We start from the raw sequence: 21,363 nt of genomic DNA on the forward strand, positions 1-21,363 counted from the left end.
TGCCGGCACCTTCTCCCCGTTTTGACAGGGAGAAGGGACATGCTGATCCCGCTCGTTCCCCTCCTCACCGTTCATGAGGAAGAGGATTATCTGTCTTCTGCGCCCGCCTCGTCCGTCCCCTGCCCCTTTCCCCGCCTGCGGAGAGAGGGAACGAGTCCGGCGCCACGCGTCCCTTCTCCCCGTCAGAACGGGAGAAGGTGCCGGCAGGCGGATGAGGGGCAGTCCTCAAGCACCGAACACGATGCCCGACGCCCAAACGCCTCACCTACATCCGCACCCGCTCCGCCCGCGGGTCGTACATCGGCTTCAGCGACGCCTCGGCCGCGACCCGCGTCCCGGCGATCTCGATCTCGAAGCGCGAGCCGAGCACGTCGTCTGCGCTCTCGCCTTCCGAGGGCACGTAGCCGAGGCCGATGGCGCCGCCGAGGTGGTGGCCGTAATTGCCTGATGTGATCGTTCCGACGATCTTGCCATCGCGAACGATCGCCTCGTTGTGGAAGAGCAGCGGCTCCGGATCGGCGAGACGGAACTGCACCAGTCGGCGTGAAAGACCGCGATTGTGCTTGGCAAGCACCGCTTCCCGACCGATGAATTCGCCCTTGTCGGCTTTGACCGCAAAGCCGAGACCGGCTTCGAGCACATGGTCCTCGTCGGTGATGTCGTGGCCGAAATGGCGGAACGCCTTCTCAATCCGGCAGCTGTCGAGCGTATGGATGCCGCAGAGCTTGAGCCCCAGATCCTGCCCCGCCTCCTCCAGCGCCTCAAACACGTGCGCCGTCTGGTCGGTCGAGACATAGAGCTCCCAGCCGAGCTCGCCGACATAGGTAACGCGGTGCGCACGGGCGAGGCCCATGCCGACCTCGATCTCGCGTGCCGTGCCGAAGGGATGGGCGGCATTCGAAAAATCGTTGGGGCTCACCTTCTGCATCAGCTCGCGCGCCTTCGGCCCCATGACGCAGAGCACGCTTTCGCCGGCGCCGACATCGGTGATGACGACAAATTCATCGGCGAGATGTTTGCGCAGCCAGGCAAGGTCGCGCTGCAGCGTGGCGCCCGGCACGACCAGCAGGAAGGCGGTTTCCGAAAGACGCGTCACCGTCAGATCGCTTTCGATGCCGCCGCGGGCGTTCAGCATCTGGGTGTAAACGATGCGGCCGGGCTCGACGTTCATCTCGTTGGCGCAGAGCCGCTGCAGGAAGGAAAGCGCATCGCGCCCCTCCACCCGGATCTTGCCGAACGAGGTCATGTCGAACAGGCCGACGCCGTTGCGCACGGCGAGATGCTCGGCCTTCTGGTTCTCGAACCAATTCTGCCGCTTCCAGGAATAGCGGTATTCGCGCTCCTGACCGTCATTTGCAAACCAATTGGCGCGCTCCCATCCCGCGACTTCGCCGAACACGGCGCCGCGCGCTTTCAGGTGTTCGTGCAGCGGCGAACGCCGCACGCCGCGCGCCGTCGCCATCTGGCGATAGGGGAAGTGATCGGCATAGAGCAGGCCGAGCGTCTCCGAGACGCGATCCTTGAGATAGGCGCGGTTCTTCTGGAACGGCTGCGCCCGGCGGATATCCACTTCCCAGAGATCGAAGGGCGGCTCGCCGTCGTTCATCCATTGGGCGAGCGCCATGCCGGCGCCGCCGGAGGAGACGATGCCGATCGAATTGTAGCCGGCTGCCACCCAATAGCCCTTCACTTCGGGCGCTTCGCCGAGATAGTAGCGGTCGTCGGGCGTGAAGCTTTCGGGGCCGTTGAAGAAGGTGTGGATGCCCGCCGTTTCCAGCATCGGCATGCGGTTGACCGCCATCTCCAGGATCGGCGCGAAGTGGTCGAAATCGTCAGGCAGCTGGTCGAAGCAGAAATCCTCGCGGATGCCGTCCATGCCCCAGGGCTTGGCCTTGAGCTCGAAGGCGCCGATCAGCATCTTGCCGGCATCCTCCTTGTAATAGGTGCACTCGTCCGGCACGCGCAGCACTGGCAGGCGCTTGAGCTCCGGGATCGCCTCGGTGACGATGTAGAAATGCTCGCAGGCGTGCAGCGGCACGGTGACGCCGGATTGCCGCGCGAACTCCCGGCCCCACATGCCGGCGCAGTTGACGACATGATCCGTCTCGATTGTGTAGGTCTCGCCGTTCTGCTCGCAAGTGACGCCGGTGACCCGGCCGTCCTTCTTCAGCACGGCCGTCACCTTGACGCCCTCGATGATCGTCGCGCCGTTCTGCCGCGCCCCCTTGGCCAGCGCCATGGCGATGTTGGCCGGATCGCATTGGCCATCGAGCGGCAGATGCACCGCCGCCTTCACGTCCGAAGTGTTGAGGTGCGGATACATCGCCTTCACTTCATCAGGCGTGATCTCGCGCACGTCGACATTGAAGGCGCGCGCCAATGACGCCTGGCGATAGATTTCCTCCTTGCGTTCCTCCGTCAACGCCACCGTGATCGAGCCGTTCTGGCGCATGCCGGTGGAAATGCCGGTCTCGGCCTCGAGCTTGACGTAAAGATCGGCGGAATATTTCGCCAGCCGCGTCATGTTTTGCGACGCGCGCAGCTGGCCGATAAGGCCGGCCGCATGCCAGGTCGTGCCCGAGGTCAGCTGCTTGCGCTCGAGCAGCACCACGTCGGTCCAGCCGAGCTTGGCGAGATGATAGGCGACGGAACAGCCGGAAACGCCGCCGCCGATGATGACCGCACGGGCTTTCGAGGGAATGGGCTTGGTCATGCGCGCAGTCTTTCATTGGAGGGATCCCAGAGCGGCTGGTCCGCCTCGACCGTCGCCTTGAAGCGGTCGCCGAAGATCTCGACCTCGATTTCCTTGCCGGGCACGGCAAGATCAGCGCGCAGCATGCCAAGCGCGATCGACTTGCCGACCCGGTAGCCCCAATTGCCCGAGGTCGTCTCGCCGACCACCTGACCATCGGACCAGAGCGTCGACATGTAAGGCGCGTCGCAGCCGTCGGCGGCGACCGTCAGGGTGACGAAGCGCTTGCTCACGCCCTGCTGCTTTTCGCGCTCCAACGCCGCCTTGCCCTTGAAGCCGGGCTTGCCCCAGTCGACGAAGCGCTCGAGCCCGCCCTGCAGGATGGTGTAGTCGGTCGAAAGATCGCCCTTCCAGGCGCGATAGCCCTTCTCGATGCGCAGGCTGTCGAGCGCCTCCATGCCGAAGGGTTTGAGGCCATGCTTCTGACCGGCCGCCCAGACGGCGTCGAAGATGACGGCCGTATCCTCCACCTTGGTGTGGATTTCCCAGCCGAGCTCGCCGGCGAAGGAGACACGCACCAGCTGGCAATAGCGGCCGGCGATCTGAGCGGTCTGGTGCGTCAGCCAGCCCTTGGCGAGATCAGCATCGCTGACCTCGGCGAGGATCGCGCGCGACTTCGGCCCGGTCAGGATCTGGCAGGAGAAGGACTTGGTGACATCGTCGATGGTGAAGGCGGCATTGGCCGGCCGGTGCTTCGTCAGCCACTCGAAATCGTGCCACTGCGCCGTTGCGGCGGTGATCAGGAAGAAGAAGTCCTCGTCAATCATCATGACCGACATTTCGGTGACGATCCGGCCCTTGTCGTCCGCGAAATAGGCAAGGCCGATACGACCCGGCTTCGGCACGCGCCCGGTGATGAGGCCCGAAAGCCACGCGGTCGCCCCCTCGCCCTTCACCCGGAAGCGCGAGAAGCCCGGCAAATCGAGAATGCCGGCGGCATCGCGCACGGCCAGACACTCCTCCTCGATGCGCTTCGCCCACGGCCCCGCGCGACCCCAGGTCTGCGTCGCACCTTCAGAGGTGTCGTCGCCGGGTTTGGCGTACCACATGGCGCGCTCCCAGCCGTTATAGGGCTTGAACTGCGCACCGAGTGCCTGGATCCGGTCGTGGATCGGTGACAACTTCTTGCCGCGGCCCGCCGCCCAATAGTGTTTCGGGAAATGCATCGCGTACTCGTGGCCGTAGATCTCCATGCCCTTGGCGATACAATAGTCCTGGTCGGTATAGTTGGTGTAACGGCGTGGGTCGCAGGACCACATGTCCCACTCCGTCTGGCCCTCGGTGATCCATTCGGCCAGTACCTTGCCGGCGCCGCCGGCCTGACAGATGCCGAAGGTAAAGACGCAAGCCTCAAACGCATTGGGCACGCCCGGCATTGGGCCGATCAGCGGGTTGCCGTCGGGTGCATAGGGGATCGGGCCGTTGATGATCCGCGACAGCCCGGCCGTGCCGAGGATCGGTACGCGTTCGACGGCGTCGTTCAGGTACCATTCCAGCCGATCGAGATCGTCGGGGAAGAGCTGGAAGGAGAAATCCTCTGGCATCGGATCGTCAGGCGTTATCCAATGGGCGCGGCAGTTGCGCTCATAGGGCCCGAGGTTCATGCCGTTCTTCTCCTGGCGGAGATAGTAGGAGCTGTCGACGTCGCGAAGAAGCGGCAGCTTGTGGCCCGCCTCCTTCGACCAGGCGGCAAGCTCCGGGATCTCGTCGAACAGGATATACTGATGGCTCATCACCATCATCGGCACGTCGCGGCCGAACATCTTGCCGACCTCGCGGGCATAGTAGCCGGCGGCGTTGACGACGTATTCGCAGCGGATTTCGCCCTGCGGTGTGGTGATCACCCATTCGTCGTTCTCTCGGCGCGCCGCCGTGACGGGACAGAAGCGGATGATTTTTGCGCCCATGTCGCGCGCGCCCTTGGCGAGCGCCTGCGTCAGCTGCGCCGGGTCGATGTCACCGTCATAGGGATCGTAGAGCGCGCCGGTCAGCTCGTGCGTTTCGAGGAAAGGGTAGCGGGCGCGCATCTCGTCGGGCGACAGGATATCGAGATCCATGCCCTGGTAGCGACCCATGCCGACGACGCGCTTGAACTCCTGGAGGCGCTCCTTGGAGTGGCCGAGCCGGATTGAGCCAGTGACGTGATAGTTCATCGGATAATCGACGAGTGCGCCGAGGTCGCGATAGAGCGATGCCGAGTAGCGCTGCATGTTCATGATCGACCAGGAGGACGAAAACGTCGGCACGTTGCCGGCCGCATGCCAGGTCGAGCCCGCCGTCAGCTCGTTCTTTTCCAGAAGCACGCAATCGGTCCAGCCGGCCTTGGCAAGATGGTAGAGCGAGGAAGCGCCGATCGCTCCCCCACCGATGATCACGACCCGTGCGTGCGACGGCAAATTCGACATCAACTGTTCCCTCGTTTTGGCGGAATTCTTGCCGGGGAAGCAGTGCGCCATCAAGCGACGGAAACAGGCTTTATTGATCGACAAATTCGATTAGATTGAAGCGATTGCAAAGGGAGCGCATGGCATGCAGGTGGAACTGATCGAAACCTTTCTCGACCTGATGGAAAGCCGCTCCTTCAACCGCACCGCCGAGCGGCTGAACATCACCCAGTCGACCGTCTCTCATAGGGTCAAGGCGCTCGAAGCCCAGTTCAACCGCAAGCTCTTTACCCGCAACAAGGGCGGAACGGTGCCGACCGCCGCCGGCCTGCGCTTCCTCGACTATGCAAAAGCGCTGCAAAACCAGTGGCATGAGGCAACACGCGCGGTCACCAGCGCCGGTGCGCTGGAGCGCTCCATGCGCCTCGGTATCCAGCACGACCTGGCCGAGGCCTTCGCCGGCGAATGGATGGCGGCAATTCGGCAGGACTTGCCCGCCACCGAGGTCTATATGGAGGCCGATTATTCCAACCAGATGAACCGAGACCTCGGCGCCGGCGACCTCGATCTTGCGATCCTCTACACGCCCCACTACCTGCCCGATCTCTATTACGAACGGATCGGCGATCTGCATTACGTGCTGGTCAGCACCGAGGCGCGCGAACTGGCCGAGGTCCGCTCCGAGAACTATATCCGCGCAAGCTATTCGCCGACCTTCGACCGTGCCCACCGGCTGGCCCTGCCGCACCTTTCCGCAGCCCTGCTTTCGGCCGGCCAGAACATGGCGATCACCCGGCTGCTCGCCGCCCTTGGCGGCGCGGCCTATGTGACGGCGGCAACTGCGGAGCGGCTCGCCGCGGACGGATTTGCCGATCGGGTGCAGGATGCGCCGGCCATCGCCCAGACCGTCTATGCCGCAACGAGCCTTCGAACACGCCACGCGCACCAGCACCGCAAGATCATCGGCGCCATGGGCGCGCTGCTCTCGACGTTGCCTGTTCCGAGCGGGCCTTAAAGCAATTCCAGGAAAAGTGTGAAGCGGTTTTCCGGCCGGAGGTGCGTCGTTTCAAAGACCTAGTAACGGCCCTTGAGTTGCCCCTTCAGCCGCTCGGCATCCGCCTCGGTCACGCCTGGCGGCGCCACCACCTGCATCCAGGCGTCGATATAGTGCTCGGGTGCGTAGACATGGCCGTAGCCGATCGGCGAAGTCGTCGCGAGCGCCATGTCGGCGAGCAGCTGGAACATGGTGACGACCGGGAACCACCGGAGCGCCGGCGAGACGTCCGCACCGCGCGGCGCCTTCATCCAGTCCGGCTCGCGGTAGAAGGAATGGGGATCGAAGAAGGTGATCGGGTCGCTAGCATATTGCAGGTAGACGATGCGGACATTGCCCCAGCGAGCCCCCGGAATTTCAAGCGCGTTTTCCTGGTTGGTGAAGCGGATCACCGAACCGTCGCGATAGAGCGGCCGCCATTCGGGTGAGCCGGGATTGCGATTTCTCGTTATCTGCAGCCAGGTCTTGGTCGGGAACGGCGAGCCGACCCAGAGCGCGCCCTCGAACGGATCGCTGATGATGTCGAAGGGATCGACCGAGCCTTGCGAGTTCATCGAACCGAGGCTTAGGCCATAGAGATAGAGCCTCGGCCGCTTGTCCTTCGGCAGCGTCGTCCAGTAGCCATAGACCGCATCGAACAGCGCATCCGCAGTCTCGGCGCCGTATTCCGGCTCGACCAGCAGCGACAGCCAGCTCGTGAGGTAGGAGTACTGCACCGCGACGCTGGCGACATCGCCCTTCAGGAGATATTCGAGCGAATCGAGACCGGGCGGGTCGATCCAGCCGGTGCCGGTCGGCACCACGATCAGAAGATTGGCGCGTTCGAAACCGCCGACGCGTTTCAGTTCCTCCAGCGCCAGCTTCGCACGTTCCTTGGCGGTTTCAGCCGAATTGAGGCCGGCATAGACGCGCAAGGGCTCCTTCGCCTCGCCGCCGAAGAAGGCGCCGATGTCCTTTGCCGCCGGTCCGGAGGCGATGAACTGGCGTCCCTGGCGGCCGAGCTCGTCCCAGGTCATCAGCGACGCCCTGCTGCCCGTCTTCAAGGGATCGGTGGGTGGGGCTAAGTCGGGGTCGATCAACGCGTCGAGCCGCTGGAACGAGCTGTCGGCCGCATGCAGCGCGAAGCGGAAGATGACGCCATCGGCGGCCGACCAAAAGAGGGCCAGCGCCGCAATCACGCCGGCGACCTTCGCCAGCGGCCGCGTCAGCACATGCTCGAAACGACGGGTGAGAAACCGGAAGGTCAGCCGGAACAGCCGCGCCAAAAGCACGATGGCGACGAAGACAAGCGCCGCGATCAGCCCGAGCTTGAAGGGTTCGGCGCTCTCGACCGGAGCGAGCCCCATGATCTCACGCACCGTGTTCTGCCAGTAGGCGGTGCGCCAGAGGAAGGTGAGCGCAACGGCGATGCAGCCGAGGGCGGCGGCCATCTTCACGAAGAAGCCGGTGCGTCCGCGTATCTCCGGCAGGTCAAGCAAGGACCAGACCCAACGCAGCAGCACGCCGATCGCGTAGCCGGCGCCAAGCGACAGGCCGGAGATGACCGCCTGCACCACATAGGGACGCGGGATGAGGCTCGGCGTCAGCGACATGGCAAAGAAGAAGACGCCGACGATCAGCCCGGTGGTCGAAAACGATGCGAGCAGCGTCAAGAGAAACCGTGGCACCGGCAACCTCGACAGCGGCGTCTGTTGAAGATGTTCCATGGCGTCGGGCCCCACTCATGCTGACGCTGTCACCGGAAGACCATAGGCCGTTCCGCCGCCGGCAATGTCGCTTCCCCGACGTGTCCAGTCAATTGCCGCAACCGGAAGACGCACGGACGCAAGCTGGACTCTGACGGTCGCACCCCTCACGCCCGGGTCACCTCGATCGGTGTCTTCATGATGATTTCGCGGTGCGGGAACGGGATCGAAATACCGGCCACCTTGAAGGCGTCCCACAGCGCCATCATCACCTGGCCGCGAATGTTGGTCAGCCCGTTGCTCGGATCGGAGATCCAGAACCTGAGCTTGAAATCGAGTGACGATGCGCCGAAGCCGGTCATCCAGCAGACCGGCTCCGCGTGGCCGCTCGCAACCCGTGGGATCGATTTGGCAGCCGCGATGGCAATGCGCGCCACCTCGTGCGGATCGCTGTCATAGGAAGTGCCGAAACTGACCTCGATGCGGACGAAGTCGCTGGAGAACGACCAGTTCACGACCTGCTGCGAAATGAAGTCCTCGTTCGGAATGAGGTATTCCTTGCCGTCCCTGGTGATGACGGAGACGAAGCGGGAACGCAGGTCGCGCACGGAACCGAAGGTATCCCCAAGCGTGATCGTGTCGCCCGGTTTGATGGATTTGTCGAGCAGGATGATGATGCCGGAAATGAAGTTGGAGACCACCTTCTGCAAACCAAAGCCGATGCCGACGCCGACCGCCCCGGAAAAGACCGTCAGCGCGGTCAGGTCGATACCGGTCGCGGACAGCGCGATCGCACCGGCAAAGCCGATCAGCACGATCTTGACCAATTTGCTTATCAGCACCTTGAAGGACGGCGTGAGTTCTGCCGACCGCTGGATCCAGTGCGCCGAGACGTTGCCCAACAGCACGGCAAGCCAGATCAGCGCGGACGAAAGCACGACAGCCTTCAGGACGAGCAGCAGCGACAGACGAACGGCACCGAGGTTGACGGCAACGCCATCAAGGGTCGTCAGGATCACCCGGTCCAGCCCGACCGCATAAAGCGCAAAATAGATCCAGCCCACGACGGCGGTGACGCGCGCCAGCGTCTGGTTGCGGATGATGCGGGTGAGCACGGAAATCACGAACCAGGCGGCCGTCAGGGTCAGCGCAGTCGCCACCAGCCAGCGATACGACGGCCAACCGAAACGCAATATCATCCCATCGGCGATCCAGAGCCACACGATCAGGAAAAGCCAGCGCAGCCGCCGCATGAAGGCGATGATGACGCGCAGCAGGTCCGGATTGCCCTTGATCAGGCGGGCGCGGGCTTCGACCAGCGGCTCTATCCGCTTTGCCAGCGCGCCGCAGATCAGGTAGCCGGCAACGATGATGGCGATCTGATAATACGTCCACTCGTTCAAAAGGACCGTCCGCGACGAGGAAGCGACGGCGTCGAACGCTTCTGCGAAATCCATCGTCTCTCTCCGAGAGAACCAGGCGTCCGACCGAGCGTTTTTTTTTGGGGGGGGGACGCCCTAATCCTTTGAATCTAGGGCATCCTTGACACTTTCAATGCCGCCACCCGAAGCCGGTGCGTCGATCCCCCTTGAATTCGGATGCCTCGCAAGATCCGCCGCACCTACAAAATCGTGGCAGGACCGGAGAAAATCGAGCGTCTTCAAAGGATTATTGCCGGGTGGACGCTAGATCCGCCGCTCCTTGATCGTGTTCATGACGAAGCTCGTTTCGATCGAGGCGACGCATTTTAGCCGCGCAATCTTTTCCTTGATGAAGCGCTCGTAGTGCTCGAGCCCGGCGCTCATCACCTTCAGCACATAGTCGCGCGAGCCGGTCACCAGATGGCATTCGAGCACCTCGTCCCAGCCGCGCACCGCCTCCTCGAACATCACGATCTCGTCCTCGTGCTGGCGGCTGAGCCTGACGGTGGCGATTGCGGTCATCGTCCAGCCGTCGATCGACGGATCGATCAGCGCCGTATAGCCGCGGATCACACCGGTCTCCTCCAGCCGCCGCAGGCGGCGGAGACAGGGCGAAGCCGAGAGCCCCACGCGCTCGGCAAGTTCGTTGTTGGTGAGGCGCGCGTCCGCCACCAGCTCCTTCAAAATCCTGCGATCCGTCTCGTCGGCAATTTTCTGCGCCATATCTTTCCAACTCAGCCAATTCTTTGCGCAACTCAAAGACATCGGGCCGGAAATAGCAAGGATCGGTCCAAGCATCTGATATAATTTGCCAGTTAGTCGAGTCCGCTTCCCTTCAGGAGACAAGTCATGACCGCACCGCATCCCTCCAAGACCCACATCGGAAACCACAAGCTGCATCCCGAAACGCAGATGCTGAACTATGGCTACGATCCGGAACTGTCCGAGGGCGCCGTCAAGCCGCCGGTCTTCCTGACCTCGACCTTCGTCTTCCGCTCAGCCGAAGAAGGCCGCGATTTCTTCGATTTCGTTTCCGGTCGGAAGGAACCGCCAGCGGGTGTCGGCGCCGGTCTCGTCTATTCGCGCTTCAACCATCCGAACAGCGAGATCGTCGAGGACCGCCTCGCCGTCTACGAGCGCACCGAGAGCTGCGCGCTGTTCTCGTCGGGCATGTCGGCGATCGCCACCACCCTGCTCGCTTTCGTCAAGCCCGGAGACGCGGTGCTGCACAGCCAGCCGCTCTATGGCGGCACCGAGACGCTGCTTGCCAGAACCTTCCTCAATCTTGGTGTTGCGGCCGTCGGCTTTGCCGATGGAGTCAATGAAGCAGCCGTCAGCGCCGCCGCCGAAGAGGCGATGGCGAAGGGCCGCGTCTCGGTGATTCTCGTAGAAACACCAGCAAACCCGACGAACAGCCTCGTCGATGTTGCCATGATCCGCCGCGTCGCCGATCAGATCGGCAAGAAGCAGGGTCATACCCCTGTGGTCGCCTGCGACAACACGCTGCTCGGCCCGGTCTTCCAGCGGCCGATCGAACACGGCGCCGACATCTCGCTCTATTCACTGACCAAATATGTCGGCGGCCATTCCGACCTCATCGCCGGTGCGGCTCTCGGTTCGAAGGCTGTCATGAAGCAGGTAAAGGCGCTGCGCGGCGCGATCGGCACCCAACTCGATCCGCATTCCTGCTGGATGCTCGGCCGTTCGCTGGAAACGCTGTCGGTGCGCATGCAGAAGGCCGACGACAATGCCCGCGTCGTCGCCGAGTTCCTGCGCGAGCACCCGAAGGTCGAGCGCATCCACTACCTGCCCTTCCATGACGAGGATTCGCCGGTTGGCCGCACCTTCAGGGCGCAGTGCACCGGCGCCGGATCAACCTTCTCCTTCGACATCACGGGTGGCCAGGACGCGGCATTCCGCTTCCTCAATGCGCTGCAGATCTTCAAGCTCGCCGTCAGCCTCGGCGGCACGGAATCGCTCGCCAGCCACCCGGCGGCCATGACCCATTCCGGCGTGCCGATCGAGGTGCGCCACCGCATCGGCGTGCTGGAATCGACCATCCGCCTGTCGATCGGTATCGAGCATCCGGATGATCTCGTCGCCGATCTTTCAAACGCCCTGTCGGTCGCCTGACACGATATCGCGGCCGCCGGTCGAGCCGGCGGCCTCCTAGATCATTTCATTGTTTCGCCGAAACTGTGAAATGATCTAAGTCTTTGAAATAACGCAATTCCGGACGGAAAACCGTTTCACACTTTTCCTGGAATTGCTCTAGTGCGAGAGAATGTTGATGATGTTGCCGAAGGGGTCGCGCATGAAGAAACGGCGCACGCCCCAGGGCTCGTTGGTGATGTCGTAGACAATCTCCACGCCTGCCGCCTTGGCGCGCGCGTAAATTCGATCGACGTCGTCCACTTCGATCGAAAGCACCGGCACGGGTGTATTGTTGCCGCCTTCGCTGGCGACGCTCAGTTGCGGCATCGCCGCAGCACCCTTGGCCGCAAAGGTCCGGATCCATCCATGATCCATCACCACGTCGAGCTCCAACAAGTCGCCGTAAAAGGCTTGTGCCATCTGTGGGTCCGGGGCGTGGAGATTGGAGACGATACGCAAGACAGTCATGGGTTCTTCCTTATCCGGCGAGCAACGGAGCGCGCTCTGCGCTCACAGGTGTCGGTTTTCACGGCGATGCGGCCATACTGCCTTCCAAACGTGCCTGATTGAAGAGGGAATCGTCGGACAGCCTCAGGGTGTAGCAACCGCCGCCTGAGGTCGCAGGCCCGCACCGGCAAGCGCCACGCGCACCAGTGTCGCCGCCGCCTTGCCTGCCGTTTCCATATAGCTGGCATCCCGGTGCAGCAGCACCACGGCGAAGCTGCCGTCGAGCAGAAGCAGGATCTGCTTCGCCAGCATGATCGGCTCGGCAATGCCGGCTTCGATAAAGGTCTCGGCCATCCACGCCTCAAACTTCTTCTTGTGGGCTGCACCGATGCGGATTGCCGGATGGCCCGGCATGTTGGCCAGTTCCGCCGAAGTGCGCAGGAAACCGCAGCCCTTCCACTTCGGGTGACGTGCCGCCCGCGCCAGGTTGACGAAGATCGCCTCGACCTTAGCGGCCAGTTCCCCTTCGGCCGTGTCGAACCACTTCCGGAAAAGCTTGAGATTGGGCTGGTCGCGGCCTTCGAGATAGGCGGCGATCAGCTCGTCCTTGCTTTCGAAGTGGTAGTAAAGGGTGCGTTTGGTCACGCCCGCCGCTTCGGCCACGGCATCGACGCTGACGGCGCGGATACCCTCCGCATAGAAGAGCTTTTCCGCCGCTTCGACGATCACATCCCGGGTCGATTTCTCTGCCTTCGCCATCGCTCAAGTATACCGACTAGTGAATATACATGGCATCTTCACTCACCTAGCCTCTCCCCGTCAACCCTAGCCGGAGAGCGACCATGTCCAAGACCGTACTGATGCAGATTTCCGAGGGGATCGCCCTCTTCACCCTCAACCGCCCGGAGAAACTCAACGCGCTGAACTATGAGCTGATCGACTGGCTCATGGTCCTTCTCGACACGATCGAAGTGAACGACGCTGTCGGCGCGGTGATCATCACCGGCGCCGGCGACCGCGCCTTCTCCGCCGGCGGCGATATCAACGAGTTCTCCGAAAGCGTGGCTGCGGGCGTAAACCCGGCTGTGCGCGATTTCGTCCGCCGCGGCCAGCTTCTGACGGCGCGGCTCGAAGCCTTTCCGAAGCCGGTCATCGCCGCGGTCAACGGCATCGCCTTGGGCGGCGGCTGCGAGATCACCGAGGCTGTGCATCTGGCGATCGCCAGTGACCGGGCGCGCTTCGCCAAGCCGGAGATCAAGCTCGGCATGCCGCCGACCTTCGGCGGCACCCAGCGCCTGCCGCGGCTTGCCGGCCGCAAGCGCGCACTCGAATTGCTGTTGACGGGTGAGGATTTTTCGCCGGAACGCGCTAGGGATATCGGGCTCGTCAATCACGTCGTCGCCCATGAGGAGCTGATGCCCGCCGCCCGCGACCTGGCCAGCCGCATCATGGGCTATTCCCCGCTTGCCGTCCGCTCGATCATCACCGCCGTCACCCGCGGCCTCAACATGTCGATCGCAGAGGGGCTGCTGGTGGAAAGCGAACAGTTCGCCCAGATGGTGCCGACCGACGATCTCTCCGATGCGCTCGCCGCCTGGAAGCGACGGCACGTCCACGACGACCCGCCGCGCGACGGTTCCTTCTCGCGCCACTACTAAATTCAACCAAACGGTTGACAATCTTCGCAATCGAAGTGATATTCAACAACATGGTTGAATATCAGAACGAACATCTCGATGCCGTGTTCCACGCGCTTTCGGATCCGACGCGCCGCGCCATGCTCCAGAACCTTTCGCAAGGCGAGAGACTGGTCGGCGAGCTTGCGGCCCCCTTCTCGATCTCGCTGGCCGCGGCATCGAAGCACATCAAGGTGCTGGAAGGAGCAGGTCTCGTGCGCCGCGAAGTGAAAGGTCGCACGCATGTATGCCGCCTCGATGCAGCGCCGATGCATGCAGGTATGGAGTGGATGCGCCACTACGAAGCCTTCTGGCGAACGCGCATTGACGCACTTGAGGCGCTGCTGCTCGCCGACGACGCAACTGTTCAAAACGATACGGAGGAAAAGCCATGACATCGCCTGCCACAGCCTTTGCCAGCGCCGACTACGGCCGCGTCATCGCCCCCGATGCGGTGCGCATCGAACGCCTGCTTCCCGGCCCGATCGAGCGGGTCTGGTCCTATCTGACAGAGGAAAACAAGCGCCGGCTCTGGATGGCATCGGGAACGATCGGCTCTTCCGAGGGTGCAGCGGTCGAACACGTCTTCCGCCATTCGGGACTGACGACAGAGGATGATCGACCGCCGAAAAAATACGCCGATCACGCCGGCGAGGTTCGCAAGCACGGGCATGTGCTCGCCTGGGAGCCACCGCGCCTGCTCGCCTATAGCTGGGACGAAGGCACGGATACGCCCTCCGAGGTCCGCTTCGAACTCAGCCCGCGCGGCGACAAGGTGCTGCTGATCGTCACCCATACCCGGATCGCCAACCGCGGCATCATGACGAGCTTCTCCGCCGGCTGGCACGTGCATCTCGACCTGTTGCGCGACCTTTTGGAAGGAGAGCAGCCTGCAGCCTTCTGGAGCAAGTTTGCTGAGCTTGAACAGCAGTACGACGCGCGCATCCCCAAGCGCTGACCGCCCGAGGTGACGAGACCTCAGAAGGGTGCACCGGCAAGGATTGACCGCCTTGCCGGTGCTTTTTGTCACGTGCGGGCGAAACCGAGGATGAAGAGCGCCAGCGAACCGATCGAGGCGAAGGTGCGCACGTGGTTCCACCAGACCCAATCGGTGAGATAGCGCCCAAGCCACAGATCGGTCGCGGCCTGCCCGGGTGCAGCGGCCGCAAGCGCGTCGTTCATCGGCACGTTGAAGACGATCGTCACCAGAAGCACGCCGACGACATAGACCAGGCCGCCCGCGGCCAGCAGCCATCGGCCCTCGCCGCCCGAAATGAACGCGACGACAATCAGCGCCAGGCCAAGCAGCGCCGTGCCCATGAAGGCGCTGAGGAAGATCGGGTTCTGGATGACGACGTTGATGGCGTTCATCGCGGCGATCCCCTGCTCCGGCGGCAGCCGCGACAAGGCTTGCATGATGCAGACCGAAAAGATGAAGAACAACCCGGCCATCAGGCCGGAACCGATCGCGGCGGCAAACGCCAGAGCGGGGATCAGCGGGATCATGCGGCAATACTCCAGACACCAGTTGCTGCGGTCTCGCGGGCGTAGGTTGCAAAGTCGCGCGGCCGCCGCCCAAGCACGCGCTCGACGTCAGACGTCACACTCGAATTGCGCCCGTCGAGCACCGAGGTGAAGAGATAGCGGATGAGTTCGACATAGTCATCAGGCACACCGTCAGCCTGCAATTGCGCGGCGAAGTCGCCAACCGGCACGGCCTGATAGGAGATCGGGCGTTTGGCCGCGGCAGCGATCTCGGCCACGGCTTCAGCAAAGGTCATCAGCCGCGGGCCGGTCAGAGAATAGACCTTGCCGACATGATCATCGTCGAGAAGCGCTTCAACCGCGACGTCAGCGATGTCGTCGCAGCTGACGAAAGGCTCGGTGACTGTATCCACGGGCAGGAAGACCGAACCGCTTGAGACCCCCTCGGCCAGGAAGCCTTCGTTGAAGTTTTCGAAGAACCAGCTCCCCCGAACGATCGTCCAGTCAGCGCCGGAGGCCTGCAATTCGCGCTCGGCCGCTTCCGCCTCGTCCTCGCCGCGCCCCGACAAGAGCACCAGCCGCCTGATGCCGGCGCCCACGGCAAGGCTTGCGAACTTGCGGATGGTCTCAACAGAGCCGGGCACCGCCAGATCGGGCTGGTAGCAGACATAGATGCGATCGACATTTTCGAGCACAGGCGCCCAGGTCGCCTCGTCCGTCCAGTCAAAGGACGGTGATGCCGAGCGGGCGCCGATGCGCACCGCAACACCCCGCTCTTGAAGGCGCTCAGCCACCCGCCGCCCCGTCTTGCCGGTACCGCCCAAAACCAGTGTGACTTTCTGAGACATCGTTTCCTCCTAAGGTTCATCAACAAACATGAGCATCTCTCACATTTGCAAATGTGATAAATCCTCGTATTTTAAGAGTCAAGCCAAAATGTGAGCATCACTCATGATTTCAGAAACAAGCCCATCCGCGGTTCCCGCCGAAGACGAAACCGCCCTGCGCCGGACACCCAGCCAGAAACGCAGCCGCGAGCGCGTCGAACAGATCCTAGCCTGCGCGACGGCGCTCATTCAGGAAAAGGGCAGCGACGCCATGCGCATGAGCGAAGTTGCTGAAAAGGCTGGAATTTCGATCGGATCGCTCTACCAGTACTTCCCCGACAAGGCGGCGATCGTGCGCACGCTGGCCGAGCGCTACAATGCCGTGTGCAACGAGTGCATCGCGGCCGAGCTTGCCAAGGTCACATCGCTCGCAGAACTGCGCGACGCCTTCTGCGTGCTGTTCGACATCTACTACGACATGTTTCTGGCCGAGCCCGTCATGCGCGACATCTGGTCGGCAATGCAGGCCGACAAGGCGCTGCGCGAGATCGATCTTCTGCAAAGCCGCGCCGGCGGAAAACTGCTTGCCGATGTCTGGGCCCGGCTTGTGCCCGAAACCCCGCGCGAAACCATCGACAGTGCCGCTTTCCTGATCATGCATCTCGGCGATTGCACCATGCGGCTTGCGGTGTCGGTCGATCGCGCCGAGGGCGACCGCATCGTCGAGGCCTATAAACGCATGATCATCCGCGATTTTGTCGCGGATGGACCGGGCGGCGGCGCAAGTCCAATTGACATATTAGGGGTGCGATCCTAATCATCAGAGATCGATTGGTTCCCGGGACACGAACGTGTTTCGGGAGTAAACGGGAACGTGACGGATGGACCCATGCTGGGCATTCACATCACGGCCGACCCCGCGACTGTAGAGCGACGTCGATCTGCCATTCCGGAGCGATCCGGAAGAAGCCACTGGAAGAGACCACGAGAGGGTGGTCGATCTGGGAAGGCGAGGCTGATCCAGGGCTTCCCGCCCAGCGCCGTGAGCCAGGAAACCTGCCACTCGATACGGGCATAGGGCCCACACCGGGAATTTCCCGATGCCATCACGGAGGTTGTCATGGCTACGTCTACTGTTTCGAGCATTCCGCTCTCCCTCAGCGATCGTCTGACCGCTGGCGTCATCGCGCTTTTCATCGGCGCATTCCTCGTCTTCGGTGCCGGCCTTGCCAATTCGGCCGTGCTGCACGACACCGCGCACGACACCCGCCACTCCTACGGCTTCCCCTGCCACTAAGACGATGTTCCGGAACGTAACTCACGTTCCGCATCGAAGTGTCTGCGGACATGAACGCATCCGGCCTGTGCCGGATGTCGGTGTTTGTGCATGCCGGTTTCGTCCGGCGCGCAACGGCCATCCGCATGGCAGAACGGGAAGGCTTGCAAACCACGCCGCAGCGCGTGGCTTTTGCCGTTATCGAGGGACTTCAAGATGATTGTCAGAACGCTTCTGGCCGCGATCGTGGCTGGACTGATTGCCGGTGTCTTCATGACCGGCGCCCAGGAATTTCGGGTAACCCCGCTGATCCTGCATGCGGAGGAATTCGAAGGCGAGGCTCCGGCCGCAACCGAACAGCCCGCTGCACAGCCTGGAACGACGCAACCCGCCGCCGAGGGCCATGACCAGCATTCGTCGCTGAAGGCGGTCTCACCGCTTTCCGCCATGCTCGATGCCCTGTCGCCGATCACGCCAGCCTATGCGCATGAGGGCGAACACGAGGAAGGCGGCATCATGTTCGGTATGAGCCGGTTCTCCGGCACACTCATTGCCAACCTCGTCACCGGCTCCGGCTTCGGCCTGCTCCTGGCCGGCGTCAGCCTGGTGATCGGCTACCCGATCACGCTTAGGAACGGCGCGCTCTGGGGCGCCTGCGGCTGGCTTGCCGTGCACATGCTGCCGGCAATCGGCCTGCCGCCGGAACTGCCGGGTTTCCCGGCCGCCGAACTCGGCGACCGCCAAACCTGGTGGCTGGCGACCGTCGCCCTCTCCGCAGTCGGTCTCTATCTCGTCGTCCTGCGCGAAGAAATCGTGTCCAAGGTCGTCGGCCTCGCGTTGATCGCCGCGCCGCACGTCTACGGCGCGCCGCAGCCGGTCGATATTACGAGCAACGTTCCGGCCGTGCTCGGCGCCGAGTTTGCGGTTGCCGCACTCGCCACCACGCTCGCCTTCTGGATCGTGCTTGGCGTCGTCTCCGGCTTCATCAACGAGCGTTTCGCGAGAGCAAACTGATCCGGCCGATCACGCCCCCCCATGGGCACCTGAACAAACGACGGCGGGGTTCAGGCCCCGCCGTTTTGCATGAGATGCGCGGCCAGCCGCGCGCGGCGATCGTCCGGCTCCAGCAGGACGCAGGTATCGCAGAAGCTGCCACCCTCCGTTTGGAAGTAGAGGCAACAGCCGCAACGGATCCGATATTGGCGCGACAGTTGCGCGCCGCTTGCCGGATCGACCGCGGAGATCTCCTCGTAGCAGAGCTCTTCCGAGAACAACCGCGAGCCCCGCCGCTTGACGATCGCAAGCGCCTCGGCCATGCCGCGCGCCTCGTCACCGATCGCGCGACCGATCTCCAGGAACGCTCCGGCAAGGGAATCCGCTGCCAGCCGCCACTGCGCCCCGGAAGAAAGCCCGGTGCGCTTTTTCAGGACCGCGATGACCGGCGCCAGATGGGCCGTGAAGCCGCGCTCGAAAGCGCTGATGCCTTCGGCATGCTGCGGCCCTTCCGCCACACCGAGGCGGAAATGATAACGCTTGCCGGCAACTTCCCGATCTTGGTGAAGGCGGGTCCACTCTTCGAAGCGAAGCCCGGCGATCTGCGCCTGAAGACCCGCGCCAAGATAGAGCGCGCCGAGAACCACACTCAGCTGGCGGCTGTAGAAGGCGATCAGATGTGCCGCCCGAATCCGGTCCGTCATGCCGATTGCGAAAAAGTCCTGATAGGCAAGGCTCTGCTCGATCCCGGTCCCACCAGCGGCCCAGAAGGCGGCCGGTGCGCTGAAGGCACTGTCCGCCGGCCCGAGCGAGACACCGGCGTCGGGGAACTGCGCGTGCAACCGCTCGACCACTGCCAGCGCCTGCGGCGGATATCCCTCGACCGTCCGCGCCATCCGCTGGTGATTTCTCGAATTCATGCCGTCTCCGTCGCCAGCCAGCCGCCCTCATATCCCGCGCGCTCAAGACCGCGCCGGATCGCCGGCAGGCTGCGTGTCAGCTCCCAGACGAAGCCGCTCCGCCAATTCTCGATCATCATCACGACGAGCCCCTGGTCAAGGCCGACGACACGCTCGTCGATCCAACCCGCAGGCCCCTCGCCTGCAAGGCTCGGATTGAACCCGCCCGGAAAGCGCCCTTCCTTCAGAAGCCCGGGATAGCCGGCCGCGACATGGCCGAGGGCCGATAGGGACGCATCCGGATCGAAAGGCAGACAGGCCGCTGCAGCCCAGGGCACGAGCGTGCCGTCATCCGGACCGAAGGGTGCGCCGCGGTTGACGTAGCCCAAAAGCCGCTGCCAGCGTCCGTCCTTGAGGCGCAGCCGGCCGCGTGGCGCATGGCAGGCACTGATCCCCCAGAGGCGTTCGCCATAGCCGGCGAAGCCACCGGGATTTCGCCACGCATGGTCGCGCTGCAGCGCGATGGCGCGCCGGGTATTCTCGAAGTAATCCGTCCCCCTTTCGCGCATCGGCCGATCGCCGAGACCGCGAAGGTCAAGCCAGGCCTGCGGGAACAGGTGGATGAACAGCGGCACCGCATGGAGATGGGGCCCGCCGTCAGCCGCGATCCAGTCGTAACCCTCCGTAAAGGCGGCGTAGTGCTCCGGCTCGATCGCATGATCGGGCGCCCCGAGCGCCAGCACATAGAGCAGCAGCGCCTCGCTGTACCCGCGCCAGCGATGCTTCAGGAACCGGCCGGGCGGGCGCCAGCCCATCGTCAGTGTGTCACTGCGGTTCAACGCCCAGCGCCAATCCACGCGAGCATAGAGCTCTTCGGCGAGCGTGCGGATCTCGCATTCCCCCGTGTCCTCGCCGGAGAAGTAGGCTGAGGCGGTCAGGCATCCGGCGATCAGCAGCGCCGTGTCGACGGTCGAGAGTTCGCTGCGCCAGGTGCGCTCGCCAGTCCGCATATCGAGAAAGTGATAGTAGAAGCCGCGATAGCCGCTCGCCCGCTGGTCGCGCGACTGCGGGCTCTCGGCCAGGAAGCGCAGCGTGGTCAACACCCGCCCGATCGCCTCGCGGCGCGAAATCCACCCGCGCTCGACGCCGATGGGATAACAGGAAAGGCCGAAACCGGTCGCCGCAATACTCGACGGCGCGCCCGGCAGCGACGTGTCCGCGATCAATCCGGTGGCCGGATCGGCGTGATCGAGGAAGTATCCGAACGCCGCCTTCTGCAGACCATCGGTTTGAAATAGCTCGGCATTTTCCGTCTGTTTCAGCATTCCGCCCTTCCGGACCCTGGCCCCAGTCACAAGTACTTCTGGGCTAACGCCGGCAAATCACTCTTTGTTGAAGGCCAGCTACACCCAAATAGTCGCCGAAATCCAATCCTGTGTTACATTCTTCTAATCTGACCGCGCGCAATGACTGGTTGAAGCGATGTTGAGCGTGTTGGCGTTGATCCTCTCATTGAGTGGTGGCCCGAGCCCATCGACCGCCGCGTCGACGGATGTCGATGTCGAACTGATCCTGGCCGTCGACATGTCCGGCTCGATGGATCTGGACGAGGCACGCATCCAGCGCGCCGGTTACGTGGAGGCGCTCCGGCACCGCGATTTCCTCGATGCGGTCGCAAGCGGGCAACTGGGCAAGATCGCCATCGGCTATTTCGAATGGGCCGGAACGGTTAACGAATCCTCCGTCGTCGCCTGGCAAGTGATCTCAACCGCCGCCGACGCCGATGCCTTTGCCAAGCTGATCGAGGCGCGACCGGTCGGCACCCGGCGCGGCACGTCGATCTCGAACGCGATCACCTACGGTACGGTGCTGATCGATTCGAACGCCTTCAACGGCATACGCCGGGTCATCGACGTTTCCGGCGACGGCCCGAACAATATCGGCCCGCCGGTCATTCCCGCCCGCGAGACGGCAGTCGCCCGCGGCATCACCATCAACGGGCTTGCGATCCTCATCCGCCCCTCGGTCTCGACCGGCCCGCTCGACCAGTATTACGCCGAATGCGTCATCGGCGGTCCCGGGTCCTTCGTGCTGCCGGTGCACGAGCCGGAGGATTTTTCGATCGCAATTCGCCAGAAGCTGGTGCTCGAGGTCAGCGGCCTGCCGCCGCCGCCCACCGTCCGCCTGGCCGATGCCCTTCCGGCATCCGACTGCCTGATCGGCGAGAAGCTCAGGCCCGGCTTCCTCGACCGCGTCTATCCCGAACTCGACAAATAGCCCCTCGCCGCCCCTACAGCGCCGCGCGTCTTA

The 21,363-nt window shown here is 63.4% G+C and carries 20 protein-coding genes and 1 riboswitch; of the genes, 9 read left to right on the forward strand and 11 right to left on the reverse strand.

The genetic code is table 11. The features are described 5' to 3' along the window. Positions 1–265: 265 nt before the first annotated feature. Complete coding sequence (locus tag ACN9MO_RS11870) at positions 266–2,713, reverse strand: GcvT family protein (RefSeq protein ID WP_112996852.1); 2,448 nt, start codon at positions 2,711–2,713, stop codon at positions 266–268. Continuing rightward, entirely contained in the window at positions 2,710–5,157 is a 2,448-nt protein-coding gene (locus ACN9MO_RS11875; RefSeq protein WP_425984965.1) for a GcvT family protein, read from the reverse strand. The genes ACN9MO_RS11870 and ACN9MO_RS11875 overlap by 4 nt, the downstream gene beginning before the upstream one ends. 124 nt (positions 5,158–5,281) lie before the next feature. Here ACN9MO_RS11875 and ACN9MO_RS11880 point away from each other — a divergent pair, with 124 nt between their 5' ends. Further along, entirely contained in the window at positions 5,282–6,151 is an 870-nt protein-coding gene (locus ACN9MO_RS11880) for a LysR family transcriptional regulator (RefSeq protein ID WP_057253248.1), read from the forward strand. A gap of 59 nt (positions 6,152–6,210) precedes the next feature. On the opposite strand, the gene ACN9MO_RS11885 is transcribed toward ACN9MO_RS11880, so the two are convergent. The 3 genes from ACN9MO_RS11885 to ACN9MO_RS11895 all read right to left on the reverse strand — a co-directional run bounded on the left by ACN9MO_RS11885 (position 6,211) and on the right by ACN9MO_RS11895 (position 10,019). Further along, complete coding sequence (locus ACN9MO_RS11885; RefSeq protein WP_113133019.1) at positions 6,211–7,896, reverse strand: alpha/beta-hydrolase family protein; 1,686 nt, start codon at positions 7,894–7,896, stop codon at positions 6,211–6,213. A 146-nt stretch (positions 7,897–8,042) separates the two neighbouring features. Continuing rightward, positions 8,043–9,332, reverse strand: a complete 1,290-nt coding sequence (locus ACN9MO_RS11890; protein ID WP_057253244.1) for a mechanosensitive ion channel family protein — start codon at positions 9,330–9,332, stop codon at positions 8,043–8,045. Between the two features lie 228 nt (positions 9,333–9,560). Continuing rightward, the gene (locus ACN9MO_RS11895; RefSeq protein WP_057253242.1) at positions 9,561–10,019 is read right to left on the reverse strand and encodes an Lrp/AsnC family transcriptional regulator; all 459 of its coding nucleotides are present in this window, start codon (positions 10,017–10,019) and stop codon (positions 9,561–9,563) included. 126 nt (positions 10,020–10,145) lie between these two features. Between ACN9MO_RS11895 and ACN9MO_RS11900 the strand changes: the two genes are divergently transcribed. Beyond that, a complete protein-coding gene (locus tag ACN9MO_RS11900; protein WP_057253241.1) occupies positions 10,146–11,429 on the forward strand; it encodes a cystathionine gamma-synthase family protein in 1,284 nt (427 codons plus the stop codon). Positions 11,430–11,567: 138 nt separating this feature from the next. On the opposite strand, the gene ACN9MO_RS11905 is transcribed toward ACN9MO_RS11900, so the two are convergent. Together ACN9MO_RS11905 and ACN9MO_RS11910 are read right to left on the reverse strand one after the other, a co-directional pair. After that, positions 11,568–11,918: a VOC family protein gene (locus ACN9MO_RS11905; RefSeq protein ID WP_057253238.1), complete on the reverse strand. Its 351-nt coding sequence runs from the start codon at positions 11,916–11,918 to the stop codon at positions 11,568–11,570. Between the two features lie 123 nt (positions 11,919–12,041). Then, positions 12,042–12,656 carry a TetR/AcrR family transcriptional regulator gene (locus ACN9MO_RS11910; RefSeq protein WP_112996853.1) on the reverse strand — a complete coding sequence of 205 codons (615 nt, stop codon included), beginning with the start codon at positions 12,654–12,656 and terminating at the stop codon, positions 12,042–12,044. Between the two features lie 83 nt (positions 12,657–12,739). Here ACN9MO_RS11910 and ACN9MO_RS11915 point away from each other — a divergent pair, with 83 nt between their 5' ends. Genes ACN9MO_RS11915 through ACN9MO_RS11925 form a run of 3 tightly spaced genes read left to right on the forward strand, consistent with a single transcriptional unit; the run spans position 12,740 to position 14,531 of the window. Then, a complete protein-coding gene (locus ACN9MO_RS11915; protein ID WP_057253234.1) occupies positions 12,740–13,555 on the forward strand; it encodes a crotonase/enoyl-CoA hydratase family protein in 816 nt (271 codons plus the stop codon). A 50-nt stretch (positions 13,556–13,605) separates the two neighbouring features. Further along, the gene (locus tag ACN9MO_RS11920; RefSeq protein ID WP_057254352.1) at positions 13,606–13,968 is read left to right on the forward strand and encodes an ArsR/SmtB family transcription factor; all 363 of its coding nucleotides are present in this window, start codon (positions 13,606–13,608) and stop codon (positions 13,966–13,968) included. Further along, complete coding sequence (locus ACN9MO_RS11925) at positions 13,965–14,531, forward strand: SRPBCC family protein (RefSeq protein WP_113133020.1); 567 nt, start codon at positions 13,965–13,967, stop codon at positions 14,529–14,531. Before ACN9MO_RS11920 ends, ACN9MO_RS11925 begins: the two co-directional genes overlap by 4 nt. 68 nt (positions 14,532–14,599) lie before the next feature. On the opposite strand, the gene ACN9MO_RS11930 is transcribed toward ACN9MO_RS11925, so the two are convergent. Both ACN9MO_RS11930 and ACN9MO_RS11935 read right to left on the reverse strand, forming a co-directional pair. Then, complete coding sequence (locus ACN9MO_RS11930; RefSeq protein ID WP_057253225.1) at positions 14,600–15,079, reverse strand: DUF1772 domain-containing protein; 480 nt, start codon at positions 15,077–15,079, stop codon at positions 14,600–14,602. Then, positions 15,076–15,906, reverse strand: coding sequence for an NAD(P)H-binding protein (locus ACN9MO_RS11935; RefSeq protein ID WP_057253223.1), 831 nt, complete (start codon positions 15,904–15,906; stop codon positions 15,076–15,078). The genes ACN9MO_RS11930 and ACN9MO_RS11935 overlap by 4 nt, the downstream gene beginning before the upstream one ends. Positions 15,907–16,009: 103 nt before the next feature. Here ACN9MO_RS11935 and ACN9MO_RS11940 point away from each other — a divergent pair, with 103 nt between their 5' ends. From ACN9MO_RS11940 to ACN9MO_RS11950, 3 genes are all read left to right on the forward strand, one after another. Next, positions 16,010–16,702 carry a TetR family transcriptional regulator gene (locus tag ACN9MO_RS11940; RefSeq protein WP_113133021.1) on the forward strand — a complete coding sequence of 231 codons (693 nt, stop codon included), beginning with the start codon at positions 16,010–16,012 and terminating at the stop codon, positions 16,700–16,702. Next, a riboswitch (cobalamin riboswitch) is annotated at positions 16,701–16,963 on the forward strand. (Overlaps the previous gene by 2 nt.) 42 nt (positions 16,964–17,005) lie before the next feature. Further along, positions 17,006–17,182, forward strand: a complete 177-nt coding sequence (locus ACN9MO_RS11945; RefSeq protein ID WP_057253219.1) for a CbtB domain-containing protein — start codon at positions 17,006–17,008, stop codon at positions 17,180–17,182. 195 nt (positions 17,183–17,377) lie between these two features. Beyond that, positions 17,378–18,175, forward strand: coding sequence for a CbtA family protein (locus ACN9MO_RS11950; protein ID WP_057253217.1), 798 nt, complete (start codon positions 17,378–17,380; stop codon positions 18,173–18,175). A gap of 50 nt (positions 18,176–18,225) precedes the next feature. Here ACN9MO_RS11950 and ACN9MO_RS11955 read toward each other — a convergent pair whose 3' ends face one another. Continuing rightward, the gene (locus ACN9MO_RS11955) at positions 18,226–19,074 is read right to left on the reverse strand and encodes a (2Fe-2S)-binding protein (protein WP_245299281.1); all 849 of its coding nucleotides are present in this window, start codon (positions 19,072–19,074) and stop codon (positions 18,226–18,228) included. Beyond that, positions 19,071–20,378 carry a glucoamylase family protein gene (locus ACN9MO_RS11960; RefSeq protein ID WP_113479826.1) on the reverse strand — a complete coding sequence of 436 codons (1,308 nt, stop codon included), beginning with the start codon at positions 20,376–20,378 and terminating at the stop codon, positions 19,071–19,073. The genes ACN9MO_RS11955 and ACN9MO_RS11960 overlap by 4 nt, the downstream gene beginning before the upstream one ends. A gap of 157 nt (positions 20,379–20,535) precedes the next feature. Between ACN9MO_RS11960 and ACN9MO_RS11965 the strand changes: the two genes are divergently transcribed. Continuing rightward, a complete protein-coding gene (locus ACN9MO_RS11965; protein WP_057253211.1) occupies positions 20,536–21,330 on the forward strand; it encodes a DUF1194 domain-containing protein in 795 nt (264 codons plus the stop codon). The last annotated feature ends 33 nt before the right edge of the window (positions 21,331–21,363 follow it).

This window comes from Ensifer sp. R-19 (assembly GCF_049905105.1).
Taxonomy (GTDB): Bacteria; Pseudomonadota; Alphaproteobacteria; order Rhizobiales; family Rhizobiaceae; genus Ensifer.

Bases quoted from the DNA above. Each gene is read 5' to 3' on its own strand.
- ACN9MO_RS11955 (WP_245299281.1), bottom strand. From the start codon at position 19,074: ATGAATTCGAGAAATCACCAGCGGATGGCGCGGACGGTCGAGGGATAT.
- ACN9MO_RS11885 (WP_113133019.1), bottom strand. From the start codon at position 7,896: ATGGAACATCTTCAACAGACGCCGCTGTCGAGGTTGCCGGTGCCACGG.
- ACN9MO_RS11890 (WP_057253244.1), bottom strand. From the start codon at position 9,332: ATGGATTTCGCAGAAGCGTTCGACGCCGTCGCTTCCTCGTCGCGGACG.
- ACN9MO_RS11925 (WP_113133020.1), top strand. From the start codon at position 13,965: ATGACATCGCCTGCCACAGCCTTTGCCAGCGCCGACTACGGCCGCGTC.
- ACN9MO_RS11900 (WP_057253241.1), top strand. From the start codon at position 10,146: ATGACCGCACCGCATCCCTCCAAGACCCACATCGGAAACCACAAGCTG.
- ACN9MO_RS11880 (WP_057253248.1), top strand. From the start codon at position 5,282: ATGCAGGTGGAACTGATCGAAACCTTTCTCGACCTGATGGAAAGCCGC.
- ACN9MO_RS11910 (WP_112996853.1), bottom strand. From the start codon at position 12,656: ATGGCGAAGGCAGAGAAATCGACCCGGGATGTGATCGTCGAAGCGGCG.
- ACN9MO_RS11905 (WP_057253238.1), bottom strand. From the start codon at position 11,918: ATGACTGTCTTGCGTATCGTCTCCAATCTCCACGCCCCGGACCCACAG.
- ACN9MO_RS11935 (WP_057253223.1), bottom strand. From the start codon at position 15,906: ATGTCTCAGAAAGTCACACTGGTTTTGGGCGGTACCGGCAAGACGGGG.
- ACN9MO_RS11895 (WP_057253242.1), bottom strand. From the start codon at position 10,019: ATGGCGCAGAAAATTGCCGACGAGACGGATCGCAGGATTTTGAAGGAG.
- ACN9MO_RS11930 (WP_057253225.1), bottom strand. From the start codon at position 15,079: ATGATCCCGCTGATCCCCGCTCTGGCGTTTGCCGCCGCGATCGGTTCC.
- ACN9MO_RS11940 (WP_113133021.1), top strand. From the start codon at position 16,010: ATGATTTCAGAAACAAGCCCATCCGCGGTTCCCGCCGAAGACGAAACC.
- ACN9MO_RS11875 (WP_425984965.1), bottom strand. From the start codon at position 5,157: ATGTCGAATTTGCCGTCGCACGCACGGGTCGTGATCATCGGTGGGGGA.
- ACN9MO_RS11915 (WP_057253234.1), top strand. From the start codon at position 12,740: ATGTCCAAGACCGTACTGATGCAGATTTCCGAGGGGATCGCCCTCTTC.
- ACN9MO_RS11945 (WP_057253219.1), top strand. From the start codon at position 17,006: ATGGCTACGTCTACTGTTTCGAGCATTCCGCTCTCCCTCAGCGATCGT.
- ACN9MO_RS11870 (WP_112996852.1), bottom strand. From the start codon at position 2,713: ATGACCAAGCCCATTCCCTCGAAAGCCCGTGCGGTCATCATCGGCGGC.
- ACN9MO_RS11960 (WP_113479826.1), bottom strand. From the start codon at position 20,378: ATGCTGAAACAGACGGAAAATGCCGAGCTATTTCAAACCGATGGTCTG.
- ACN9MO_RS11950 (WP_057253217.1), top strand. From the start codon at position 17,378: ATGATTGTCAGAACGCTTCTGGCCGCGATCGTGGCTGGACTGATTGCC.
- ACN9MO_RS11920 (WP_057254352.1), top strand. From the start codon at position 13,606: ATGGTTGAATATCAGAACGAACATCTCGATGCCGTGTTCCACGCGCTT.
- ACN9MO_RS11965 (WP_057253211.1), top strand. From the start codon at position 20,536: ATGTTGAGCGTGTTGGCGTTGATCCTCTCATTGAGTGGTGGCCCGAGC.